This window comes from Dietzia sp. Cai40 (genome assembly GCF_014145165.1).
In the GTDB taxonomy this organism is placed as follows: Bacteria; Actinomycetota; Actinomycetes; order Mycobacteriales; family Mycobacteriaceae; genus Dietzia; species Dietzia natronolimnaea.
This window is the reverse complement of sequence record NZ_JAALEB010000107.1, coordinates 1-11,017: the sequence shown is the minus strand read 5'-3', so window position 1 is coordinate 11,017 and position 11,017 is coordinate 1. Positions and strand designations below refer to the sequence as shown.

The window sequence follows — 11,017 nt, the reverse complement described above, 5'->3', positions numbered from 1 at the left end:
CATCCACGCCGCCACCTCGCCGATCCGCACCCCCGCTTCGCGCTGCACCGCCCGCACCGTGACCTTGTCCCCACGCGCGACCATCACCCCATAGGCCCTGGCGATCTTCTCCGACGTCGACACGACAACCCCTTTTCCTTTGCGGTAACTGGTAACCGGTACTGTTTCCGGTTACCGACGTTACCGGATGCGCCCTACTGAAACCAGCCCGTCGCGCCGGTGCGCCCCGAAGCGGTCGCCGAACTCGCCGTCACAGAACCGCCATCTGGACGGCGAGGGTCGAGGGGAGCCTCGGCCACAGCAGTCGGTGCCGCGCGAACCCGTCACAGTCGGGTGAGACGATGGATCACGTGCTGATCGCCTATGTCGACGAGTCCTACGACCAGGAGCTCTACTACATCGGGGCGGCGATCGCCGACTACGACCAATGGGAACAGCTCCACCGGCTCTACGCCCAGATCGCCGAGCGGACCTCCGCGCAACACGGGACCGATCCCGCAGCCGAGTTCCATGGGCACGAGATCATGGGCGGCGTGGGGCAGTGGGCCACCCTTCGCGGCAAACACCGCGAGGCCGCCGGCCTCTACACCGCCGTCCTACAGGCAGCCCAGCACGCGGGCGTGCATTACCTCTTCGAAGGCGTCGACGTCAGACGCCTCAACGCCCGCTACCGGTACCCGCAGCAGCCCCACACCGTGGTCTTCCGACACCTACTCGAGCAGATCGACGACTACACCTCCCGACACGGCGCCGGCGAGCAAGCGATCGTCGTCGCCGACGAGATCGCCACCAGCGCAGAGCACCAAGACCAGTTCAGCGCCTACCAGGACCTCGGCACCGGCGGCTACCGACCCAGCCGCCTGAAGTACATCTCCGCGCCCATCAACTTCGCCGACTCACGCCACACACCCGGCCTACAGGCCGTAGACATGGCGGTCTACATCCACCACCGGGCCCAAGCAGTCCGCAATCAGCACCCCCGAGCGCAAGCCGTCACCGACAAGCTCGCCCACCTGATCTACCAAGACACCCACCGGCAACGAACCTGGATGCCCTAAATAAAACGAGGGCCCCCTCGCGGGAGCCCTCGGCAGGCAACGTTCCGGTATCCGGCCCGTTGTGCCTCTAGTGTACCGCGCCGCCACCGATCCGCACGAGTTTGCGCCATAGGATCCACCACGCCACAAGGCGCCGCAAAACCACCCAGACCCGGCAGTATGTTAACGCCGATAACTTATATTCTGTAAAGCTAGCAGGTCAGGACGGTGAAAACACCGCTCGCCCGCCTATGGTGTGGGCACTCACTGGCGACTTGCTCGCGCAAACTATGCATAGCCGGGCCGTAAGCGGCGAACTCGAAACCACCCAGCCCCCAGGATGACACGTGGCCGGCTGGCCGCGACGTGCGCTATAGCCGATTCACCCGATGCGAAGCCACGTTTGCGTTGTGACACCGATTATGTTGACGGTCATGAGTTCAGGCCCGTGGGCATACTTGATGCCACGACAAACGAAAGGGATAACGATGGCTCAGCATTTTCAGACCCGCTATATCGACGATCTTGACGGGACCGATCTCGGCGAAACCGCCAACATTATTTCGTTTGCCTTCGACGGCAAGGAATACTCCATTGACCTTTCTGACGAGAACGCCGAGGCGTTCCGGCAAGCCATCGCTCCGTACATCGAGGCTGGCCGACGCGTGACCGGGACCCGAACCAAGACATCCCGCGCCCGCTCAGGCGGGGGCAACACCAAAGCGGTACGCGAGTGGGCACGCGCCAACGGCTATGACGTCTCCGACCGCGGACGCATCCCCGCCGACATCATGGACGCCTACGCAGGCGCGAATTAGCCTCCGCGCGCCGACCTGAGGCGAATGGAGCAGATGTATCTACGTGACTTAAATCCGAAAGATCCCACGACGAGGAGTTCATCCTCGGGGGAATCAACTCTTGAGCATCGTTCGACCTCAGCACCAAAAGGATCATTATGGCACTCTTTCGAATCACTGATCCAGACGACAACCTGGTGACCTTCACCCAGTACACCCCCAGCGAAGGACTGTACGAAAAGGACATCGAGAACCTACTTTGGAACAACCTCGACGATCTTCTAGACACATCGGTATTCCGAATTGCTAGACAACCCCGCCTTCCCGACAGCGGCATCCCAGACATCCTGGCACTGGACGAAGCAGGCCGACCTATCGTCGTCGAAGTTAAACGAGACCTCGACCGTCAGCAGCTTGCCCAGGTTCTCGAGTACGCAGGGTGGGCGCGGTCAACCAACGTTCAAGAAGTCGCGACTCTGTACTCGCAAGGTACCGATCAATTCTGGGGAGATTGGCAGGAGTTCACCGAAACGGATCAACCTGTACCAATTGCCACTACACCTCAAGTAGTTCTGGTTGCCGAAAATTTCCACGAGCGGACTCGTTCCGCGCTGACCTACCTGCGTGAGAACGGGTTGCCCCTCGTCGTTCTTTCAGTGCGCATTTATGAGGACTCCGACAACACCAGGTACCTCGACGTCGATCGAGAAGGAAGACTCGACGCTGCCGGTCAGACCGTCATGAATACTCGGCCACTCCAACCTGCGATAACAGGACCGCGACGGTCGTTCAGCGTGTCTGTTTTAGACCTGCTCAAAGCCGGAATGCTCCGAAGCGGAGAGACCCTCTCCTGGACTCGTCCTCGCAGTGGGGAAACCCATCAGATCACCGTCGAAGAGGATGGCAGACTCCAACTGTCGACGGGAAAAATCGTCTCATCACTTTCCACTGCAGCGACCGAAGTCGTCGGCCACGGCAGCTTTCCAGGATGGGAATGTTGGCATAGCGAATCCGGTGAGCGACTATACGAAATGCGCTCTCGGCTCCAATCAGAGAGGGAAACCGGCACCGCGACAACCTGAAGAGCCCAACTCGAATCCGCCGGTAATCAGACCTTATGACATGCTGGCGTCCGGGTCACGAATTTCTCTTCTTTTAGCGGGTCTTCCCGATACCCCCAGGTCCATGCGGAGCGTGACCTTTTCACCGCTGCCCCACCTCAGTCTTTCGGATAGGGTTCCCCCACCGGTGACCCAGCAACCTGTGAGGCGCCTCACCGGCGAGGATGACTTCCTCGAAGGCGCAGCCGAGGGTTCCGCAAAACCAAGCGAGAATCGGCGTCTAACCCGTACGTGGCGAGACGAGTTTCTTCAGGGGAGTAGCAACGTCTACGGCCAGAGAGGGATCGATCGTCATGTTCTTGGCGAGGGCGCGTTTGATCGCTAAGAACTCTGACGGTCGATTGACGCAGTCACCAGCGATGAGCTGTCCATCGAGATAGTAGAGAACGGTGAGTCCGGAATCCTTCTCCGAGGTCCTGACCACGGCCTGCTCGTAACCGTGCGATACACCCGCAATCTGTATTTTCAGACTCGCCTGATTCGACCAGAACCATGGGACGGTCTCACCGGCTTCCTCCCCGCCGAGAAGTTCCATGGCGGCGACCTTGGCCTGGTTGATCGCGCTCTGAACCGATTCAAGCGCCAACAGTGAATCCGGACGGTGTGGGTGGGCCGTTGTAGTACAGTCACCGATCGCGAGGACGTGGGGGTTGCTGGTACGGCAACGTCGGTCTACGACGATGCCCCCTTCGCAGGTGAGGCCGATCGAACGCGCGAGTTCGGTATTGGGGACCGCACCGATCCCCGCGATCACCAGGTCCGCGGCCAAGGTGCGCCCGTCGGCGAGCCTGGCGCCCGTCACGCGTCCCTCCGCGCCGGTCAACTCACTCACCTGCGCGCCCATGACAAAGTCGACGCCGGCGCTTTCGTGTGCGGCGACCAGGTACTCGGAGAGTGGTGCTGAGCCGACTCTCTCGAGCACTCGCTCCTCCCTCCCGACAACGGTCACGGGGATCCCGCGGGCGTTGACAACCGCGGCCGCCTCGAGGCCGATGAAGCCTGCGCCTATGACGACGACCCGTTCGGCCCTGTCCAGGTCGTGCCGTAGCCGGCGGGCATCGGTGAGATCCCGGAGGTAATGAACGCCGTCGAGCTGGGCTCCGGGTACAGGCAGTTCACGCGCACGCGCGCCGGTGGCCAGAACCACACGATCGAAATGGATGAACCCTTCGGTGGTTTCGGCTGAGCCGCTGCCAGCGTCACCCACTTCAAGCGCGACGATCTCGGTCCCGGAAAGGACATCGATCCTCTGCTCGCGGTACAGCTGAGGTTCCCGAAGGCTCAGGTCCTCCTCCGTGACCAGGGAGTTGAGAAAGTCCTTGGACAGGGGAGGCCGATTGTATGGGGGGTCCGGTTCGTTCCCCACCACCAGGATGGCGGGCTCGTATCCGCCGCCGCGAAGCGCCAGCGCAAGGTTCACGCCGGCCTCTCCGGCTCCGACAACCAGCACTCCGGTCGATCGCGTATACACTTCGTCGATTCTCATTGCTCCGGCGCCACCGTCACAGAGAGTCCGTCGAGGGACTGCGACATACGGATCTGGCAGGACAAACGGCTGTTCTCCGCCCTCGGGCTCTCCGCGTCGTCAAGCATCTCGTCCTCGAAGTCGTCCGGCCCGCCCACGGCGGAGAGGAACTCTTCGTCGACGTAGACGTGACAGGTGGCGCACGCGAGTGCTCCACCGCATTCGGCGACGATGCCGGGAACCCCAAATCGGACGCCGGTCTCCATGACGGACGAGCCCTCGTTGGCCTCCACAGTCTGAATGGACCCGTCGGGGACGGTGAAATTGATTCTTGGCATTGCAGTAACCCTCGGAGAGTGGTGCGGCGGGGGCGCCCTAGGGCGGTGGGCGCCCCCGCACGCGGTCGGTATCGGTCAGAACTGGGTGAAGTACTCGCGGTGCTCCCAGTCGGTGACGCCGTTCACGTAGGTGGACTCGTCCGGGTTCTCGGCGACCCACGCCTCGTACCGGGACACCTCACTTCGCTTCATCGTCACGAGGTAATCGATGAACACGTCGCCGAAAGCGGACCTGTAGAAGCTGTCCGCCTCGAGGACGTCAACGGCCTCGGCGAGGGAGGTGGGGAGCTGGGGCACCTCTGCGCTGTAGGGGTCCTCGCTGAGGGGCCCCGGAGAGGTTCTGTTGACGATGCCGTCGTAGCCGGCCGCCACCTGGGACGCCAGGTAGAGATAAGGGTTGGCCGAGGACTCGCCGACACGGTTCTCGACGTGCGAGGCCTGGTCTCCGGGAGCGCTGATGACACGCATCATCGCTGCCCTGTTGTCGAACGCCCACGTCATGCGATCCGGGGCCAGCGAATACGGACGCCGGCGACGGTAGCCGTTAATGGTCTGCGTGGTGAACACCGAAGCCGCGGCGCCGTGGGCGAGAGTCCCGCCCACGTAGTGCTGTCCGAGTTCGGAGAGGGGCTCTCCTTCGCCGGGAACCATCAGGTTGCGGCCGGTTCCTGCATCCACGATGGACGTGTGCAGGTGCCACCCGCTGGCGTAGAAACCCTCGATCGCGGGGGTGGACATGAACGAGGTCAGGTAGCCGTTCCGCTTCGCGACCTGCTTGACCGTCATCTTGAACAGTGCGGCGGCGTCGGCGGCGTGCAGCCCCTCGAGGACGTCGAACGTCGTCTCCACCTGGCTAGGCGCCCATTCGTCGTCAAAGGAGCGTAGCGGCAGTCCCATCGCCAGCGTGGCATCGCGAATGGGCTTGAGGGCGTCCTCGATCTCGTCGAGATGGTCGATGAGGAGGTAGTTGTAGCCACGTGCGACCGGGGCCACCTTCGGGGGATCGGCCGGGGTACCCGGGGAACCGAGCGAACACGATTCGAGCAGATCGTCGACGATTCGGGTCAGGTACCACTCCATCTCGACCCCGACCTTGATGGCGAGGTTATTCTCCGCCAGTTGCGCCAGCGCCTTCTTCAGGATCGTCCTGGGCGCGAGGGGAAAAGGACGGCCATCGGACATGTACAGATCAGCGAAAACGACCGCCGTCCGCGACGCCCAGGGCACGAGGGTGAAGGTGCCCGGGTCGGGAACCATGGTGACGTTCGGACTGCCGCCGACTCCGTCGATGTCGAAGCCGCCGTCCGGGCTGAAGGGGTTAAGCACGATGGCATCGGCGGTGTCGAAGAAGAACGGCGCCATCGTGATCGCGTTGCCCGCTTCGAGTGCGCTGAAGTAGGCGGGCACGGTGAGCGCCTTCCCACGCAGCTGACCGTACTGGTCGGGCCAGACCAGCCGGATCACTTCGATGCCGTGCTCCTTGACGAGCATCCGGGAGTGCTCGGCGGCGTCGAGTTGCTCCATCGTGTGGAGGTCGTGGCGCTCGATGAACTTCGCTGCGCTGGGGCGGATCACGGTATTAGTCATCGAGAGTTTCCTTTGTGAGGGAGTGGGTGGGACGTGAGGTGACGGGTTCGACCGGGGACGACGGGGCGCCCCAACTGTCGAACCATTGGTTGAGGAGGGTGAATGCGAAGTGCGAGTCGTGGTCGAAGTACTCGTGGACTTCGCGCTGGACTTCGGCGACGTCGATGCCGTACGTTTCGAGCTTCTCGGTTTCGAGCCGGAGCAGCGTGTCCATGCCAGCCAGGGTCATCTCCGGATGGAACTGGATCGCCAGCGCTGAGCCGATCCGCCAGGCCTGGATGTATCGGTCCGAGGTCGCAAGGATCTCGGCATCAGGCGGTGGAACAGCGGCATCCGAGTGAAACGAGAGGTACCGACCCGAGAATCCGTGACCCCCCGGAAGCGCCTCCACGTCGATCACGCCGACTTCCAAACCGGTTGCGCCAGGTTCGGCGGCACCACCCAGGGCCCGTGCCAGAACCTGTGACCCGAGGCAAATCGCCAGCACGGGCGTGCGCTGCTCGACTGCGCCGCGGAGGTAATCCTCCTCCTCCAGTAGATACGGATGCTCATCAACGCGGTAGGCACTCTGGGGACCACCGAGCGCGACCACTGCGGAGACCTCCTCGAGTGGGGGGAGGGAGTCTCCGCGGTGGAGCTCGTAGAGAGCGGTGGGGAGGCCCCTACGATCCGCCACCTCGGCGAGCCGTCCTGGCCCGGTCTCAGCAGCGTGACGGATGATCGCGATGGGTTTCATGACTGCGGCCTCGGTTCTATACGGGTATCCCACGGCTCCCAGTGGTCGACCTCTGCAAGTGCGCTCAACAGACCGGATGCCTCGTCTCGGTCGACGGCGAGCCAGCTTGCGTCCGGCCGCGCCTCGTAGACCGAGAAATCCCAGAAATGGAGGCCTTTGGTCGCCTTGACTAGCGGGGAAAGGGCTGCGAGCTGGCGCTCGAGTCTGTGAACCTTGTTCTCGAGACCCTGACACCGCGATTCGAGACTCTCGATCCGGGCGGAAGGGCTCTCGTTCACTGGAAGTGTGGAGTCGGAATCCATGTCAGAACACCAGCGTGAGGTTCTCGTGCACTTGCTCGGAGTCCAGGAGATTGGCCTGCTTCATCTGGATTCGCAGTGTTCCCCCAAGGTCTCTGAGCACGTGTGCGTACCACCCGGCGTAGGTTTTCGTGACGCCCGCCCTGAACTCGTAGATGACGAAGTTGGACCGCACCAGGAGCGCGCCGGTTTCTTCGTCAAGCGTGGCCTCGACGTTGGTGATGAGCCTTCGGGTGCGAGAAGCCGGTAGCTGGCTGAACGCCAGTCCCGTCCGGAGCCAGTACACCCGGTCGGTCAGCCGGCGGCGATCGTCGAAAGCGTGCGAGACCTGGTACCTCGGGTCCCCTGCACCAGCGGTGATCGGCACCCAGTACAGGCAGTCGTCGACGAAGAGTTCAAGCCAGTCGTTGAGCCGCGCATTGTCGACGAGGAGCGCTTCTCGAGACAGGAAGCCCTGGACGCGAGCGAACGTCTCCATGTCGCACTCGGGCCAGTCCTGCTTGAACGCGATCGATAACCGGTTCAGTTCATCGTAGAAATCCGGTTGCACGTAGTAGGAGAACCGGGACGTGTCGGAGAACTCCGCTGGGATCTGCGCACTCATCGCTTCACTTCCTCGTCCGTCATGATGCGCAGCCACTCGTCGTAGTACTGGCGCATGTGCATCTCGTCGGTGATGGCACTGGAGACCACTCCGTTCTCGTCGATCTCCTGCCAGTTCTCCACATTGAGACCACGATTCATGAGGATCCACTCCTCCTCGGGGGCGGAGAGTCCTCTCTGAACCTCTTCGAAGTTCGCCTGGTCGTCAGGTTCACCGAAGGCGGGGAAGTCCTCCTGAGTACGCATCCTCATCGTGTTGACCTCCTCCGGAACCCCGCCGATGCTGGTGGCGTTCCAGGTGAGTTGGGTCCGGTCGACGGCCAGCGGTTCGATTACCTGAATCTGATTGCCGATGATGAGCAGGTTGGGGAAGATGTTGAGGTTGATCTGGGACCCGACACAGAGATCGAGCAGCTCGTCGGCACGGTCGGGGTAGCTCTTCCTGATGTGCTCCTCGAAGTGCTCCCGGCCGGGCTGGGGGCGCTGGTTCTCCCAGAAGCTGCCCGGGCCCTCATAGTTGCCCCGCTGGTCGAGAACGCTGTGACCGTTGCCCAGGAGGTAGGAACGCATCGGACCGCTGTCCGGCGTCCTGCCGAAGTAGGCCATGTCTTTGCTGTCCCCCATACGAGAGGCCATCTCGAGTAGGGACCTGTGCGAGAACGACGGATGGTATCCGTCCCCGGCGTTGTCGTACGCGAGCTTCCAGTTGCCTCGGTACCCCATTCTGTGAGCTGCGTTCTGTACTTTCACCTCGCCTTCCGGGGCTCGGTCTACCCAGTAGTCGAGCCAGGGCTTCGCATGACCGAGCCACTCCGAGACCGAGGGCGCATCCTCGTTGAGGGTCCCGAAAATGAACCCCCGGTACGTTTCGACTCGTGCCACGCGACGGAGTCCGTGATCCTTCTTGTCGAAGTCCGCTCCGTATCCCTGGGGCCACGGGGCGCCCACCAGCTCGCCGGTATTGCGGAACGTCCATCCGTGGTACGGACACTGAAAACTCTTCGCGGTTCCGCTCTCTTCGCGACACACCGTCGCTGCGCGATGAGTGCATCGATTGAAAACCGCGTGCAGCTCGCCGTGCCGATCCCGGGTGACGATGACTGGGCGGAGACCCATCCGGATCGACAGGAATGAGTTGGGTTCCGGCACCTGCGACTCGTGGGCGAGATAAACCCACGACTTTCCACCGAAGATCGCGGTCATCTCTTCTGAGAAGATCTCCTGGTCGGTGTAGAGGGTCCGATGGACGCGTTCGTCCTGCACGAGGGACCGCAGCTCTTCTGGTGAGCTGGTGCGCGGCGAGAACGCACTTCGCGTCTGGGCATCCTGAGTGTTCATGCCTACCTTCCTGTTGAGCGGCCCCGAGGCCGTGACCAGGCGCCGCCGAGGGGGCGCTGAACACTGTCGACAGTGCAGTTATATGGGCCACAAATGAAGAGGGCGGAGTCAGTATTCCGCCTAGCGGTACGCCGCGGAATTGCAGCGAACGAGTCTCGACTTAGTCGATACGACAACGGATACTGTGGCCCAAACCTCTCAACACTGTTCGTACAGACCTGAAGCATGAGGAAGATGATGGGCACTGCCTGGCGCGAGTCGGATTCGGGAGCGGGCGCTGTCGATTCGGTCCGACGAGCGTGCCGATTGCTGCGGGCACTTGAGGAGCACGACTCGCTTTCCGTTCGGGGAGCAGCGGTCATCGTGGGCGGGTCACCCACTGCCACGCACAGACTCCTGAGCGCGCTCAACTTCGGCGGATTCGCGCTCAAGGACGACCGCGGTCGGTATCGCGGCGTGGGCCGTGACCTTCCTACGGGTGTGGCCCCCATCGAGTGCGCTGAGGCGTCCCCTCTCACTTCGGTCCACCGGGCACTGCTGTTGCTGCGCCTGCTCTCCGCGGGGCGTGTCCTGTCAGTCAAAGACGCGTCTGAAGTGCTGGACGTCGCGCCCTCGACTGCGCATCGTATTTTTCGGTCGCTGGTCCTCGAAGGTATGGCGATCCAGCTTCCGGACAGGCGGTATCGCTCCGGCCCCTCGTTGGCGACTAACGTGCGCCCTCTAGCGGTGTCCGACATTCTCACCGCTCTGAGCGCGGTTTCCGCGGCAGTCCGTGATGACACCGGAGAGACCATCCACGTGTGGATGCCGGAGGGGCCCTACGTTCGGCTCGTGCACGGCATCGAAGGAGCCGCAGACGACGCCGTGCCCCATGACAAGTGGCGGCGGGTGCCGGCCTACACCACCGCTGGGGGGAGGACCCTGCTATCCAGCCTGACGAATCCGCACGTTGAGGACCTGTACAAGGGCGGGTTCCCCCCTTGGAGAAACTCTCCCCTAACCAACATCCGGTCGCTGAAGCGTCGACTGTCCGTGGTTCGCCGCAAGGGCTACGAGACGAACTTCGAAGAAGGCGCCCAGGGCGTGAGCGGGCTGGCCGTAGCTGCGAGCGACACCCTCCAGCGCCCTGTGCTAGCGCTCGGTATCGCGCTCCCCAGCTACCGCTTCAACCCGACAGTTATCCCGCGGTACCGGGAATCACTCGAGAAGGCGAAGAGGGACCTGGAACAGAAGCTCGCCTGAGACGAGAGGGACGCCTGTTCCTCTTCGTGGAATCTGGACCCCTCGCATTTCGGATGCTTGCGGACACAGCCACTATCGCCTTGTCGATTGTGACGCATGCCATATTATTCGTGAACGACGAGGAGAATCATGCCCAGCACCGCAGTGCCCACCGCCGCCGGCTCCGGCTCCGCCGCCACTGACAAGTTCAAGGGCGTCCGTTTCTCGTCCGACACGAGCCCGGAGCGCGCCGCCGCCATCTACAAGGATGTCCTGACCAAGCTGTCCGAGGTCATCTACGAGCACGAGGTCACCTACGACGAGTACCGCGTGCTCAAGCAGTGGCTCATCGAGGTCGGCGAGGGCGGCGAGTGGCCGCTGTGGCTCGACGTGTTCCTGGAGCACTTCATCGAGGACTCCAACAGCCGCATCTTCACCGGCACCAAGGGCTCCATCGAGGGCCCGTACTACGTGC

At 62.7% G+C, this 11,017-nt stretch carries 12 protein-coding genes; 5 read left to right on the top strand and 7 right to left on the bottom strand.

Features of this window, described 5'->3' with window-relative positions:
• Positions 1-341: 341 nt before the first annotated feature.
• The 3 genes from G6022_RS05165 (at position 342) to G6022_RS05155 (ending at position 2,916) form a co-directional block, all read left to right on the top strand.
• Positions 342-1,058, top strand: a complete 717-nt coding sequence (locus G6022_RS05165) for a DUF3800 domain-containing protein (protein ID WP_119699253.1) — start codon at positions 342-344, stop codon at positions 1,056-1,058.
• A gap of 467 nt (positions 1,059-1,525) precedes the next feature.
• Complete coding sequence (locus G6022_RS05160) at positions 1,526-1,855, top strand: Lsr2 family protein (RefSeq protein WP_182640216.1); 330 nt, start codon at positions 1,526-1,528, stop codon at positions 1,853-1,855.
• A gap of 137 nt (positions 1,856-1,992) precedes the next feature.
• The gene (locus G6022_RS05155) at positions 1,993-2,916 is read left to right on the top strand and encodes a hypothetical protein (RefSeq protein ID WP_182640217.1); all 924 of its coding nucleotides are present in this window, start codon (positions 1,993-1,995) and stop codon (positions 2,914-2,916) included.
• A 259-nt stretch (positions 2,917-3,175) separates the two neighbouring features.
• Here the strand turns inward: G6022_RS05155 and G6022_RS05150 are convergent, their stop codons facing one another.
• From G6022_RS05150 to G6022_RS05120, 7 genes are all read right to left on the bottom strand, one after another.
• The gene (locus tag G6022_RS05150) at positions 3,176-4,441 is read right to left on the bottom strand and encodes an FAD-dependent oxidoreductase (protein WP_182640218.1); all 1,266 of its coding nucleotides are present in this window, start codon (positions 4,439-4,441) and stop codon (positions 3,176-3,178) included.
• A complete protein-coding gene (locus G6022_RS05145; RefSeq protein WP_182640219.1) occupies positions 4,438-4,758 on the bottom strand; it encodes a 2Fe-2S iron-sulfur cluster-binding protein in 321 nt (106 codons plus the stop codon). The genes G6022_RS05150 and G6022_RS05145 overlap by 4 nt, the downstream gene beginning before the upstream one ends.
• A 75-nt stretch (positions 4,759-4,833) precedes the next feature.
• Positions 4,834-6,345, bottom strand: coding sequence for a glutamine synthetase family protein (locus G6022_RS05140; protein ID WP_182640220.1), 1,512 nt, complete (start codon positions 6,343-6,345; stop codon positions 4,834-4,836).
• Positions 6,338-7,081 carry a type 1 glutamine amidotransferase gene (locus G6022_RS05135; RefSeq protein WP_182640221.1) on the bottom strand — a complete coding sequence of 248 codons (744 nt, stop codon included), beginning with the start codon at positions 7,079-7,081 and terminating at the stop codon, positions 6,338-6,340. Before G6022_RS05135 ends, G6022_RS05140 begins: the two co-directional genes overlap by 8 nt.
• Positions 7,078-7,383, bottom strand: a complete 306-nt coding sequence (locus G6022_RS05130; RefSeq protein ID WP_187701174.1) for a hypothetical protein — start codon at positions 7,381-7,383, stop codon at positions 7,078-7,080. The genes G6022_RS05135 and G6022_RS05130 overlap by 4 nt, the downstream gene beginning before the upstream one ends.
• Position 7,384: 1 nt before the next feature.
• On the bottom strand, positions 7,385-7,984 hold the full coding sequence (locus G6022_RS05125; RefSeq protein WP_182640222.1) for an aromatic-ring-hydroxylating dioxygenase subunit beta: 600 nt from the start codon (positions 7,982-7,984) through the stop codon (positions 7,385-7,387).
• Positions 7,981-9,246 carry an aromatic ring-hydroxylating dioxygenase subunit alpha gene (locus tag G6022_RS05120; protein WP_347238150.1) on the bottom strand — a complete coding sequence of 422 codons (1,266 nt, stop codon included), beginning with the start codon at positions 9,244-9,246 and terminating at the stop codon, positions 7,981-7,983. The genes G6022_RS05125 and G6022_RS05120 overlap by 4 nt, the downstream gene beginning before the upstream one ends.
• Before the next feature lie 300 nt (positions 9,247-9,546).
• Between G6022_RS05120 and G6022_RS05115 the strand changes: the two genes are divergently transcribed.
• Both G6022_RS05115 and G6022_RS05110 read left to right on the top strand, forming a co-directional pair.
• Positions 9,547-10,563 (top strand): IclR family transcriptional regulator C-terminal domain-containing protein, encoded by a 1,017-nt coding sequence (locus G6022_RS05115; RefSeq protein ID WP_182640224.1) that lies wholly within the window; start codon positions 9,547-9,549, stop codon positions 10,561-10,563.
• A gap of 129 nt (positions 10,564-10,692) precedes the next feature.
• Positions 10,693-11,017, top strand: a 325-nt coding sequence (locus tag G6022_RS05110) for a dioxygenase (protein WP_277819479.1), incomplete at its 3' end; no start/stop codon positions are given.